1 protein-coding gene is annotated in these 286 nt (G+C 41.3%); it reads left to right on the top strand.

The window, feature by feature from the left end:
- Nucleotides 1-286 (top strand): DUF1329 domain-containing protein (locus tag A3766_RS09765; protein ID WP_156508841.1); only part of this gene is annotated, 286 nt, incomplete at both ends.

The raw sequence follows: 286 nt of genomic DNA, 5'->3' as shown, positions 1-286 counted from the left end.
TACATGTTGTCGAAGCTACTTTGAAGAAAGGGGCTCGTCATATCTATAAAAAACGTGTGTTCTATGTTGATGAAGACAGCTGGGGAATTGCTATGGTGGATCAGTACGATAACCGTGGTGAACTTTGGCGAGTCAGTAATGCGCTCTTAAAGAACTATTATGAGTTGCCAGGCGTTTGGTCCAGTGGTGATGTATATCACGATCTACAAGCACGTCGTTATAGTGTGAATGGTCTATACTCAGAAGAAAAACAGGCACCTGTATTTGAAAATAAGGTACCAAACAA

The organism is Oleiphilus sp. HI0132, from assembly GCF_001635845.1.
The sequence above is the reverse complement of the archived record's forward strand: the minus strand, read 5'-3'. Positions and strand labels throughout refer to the sequence as shown.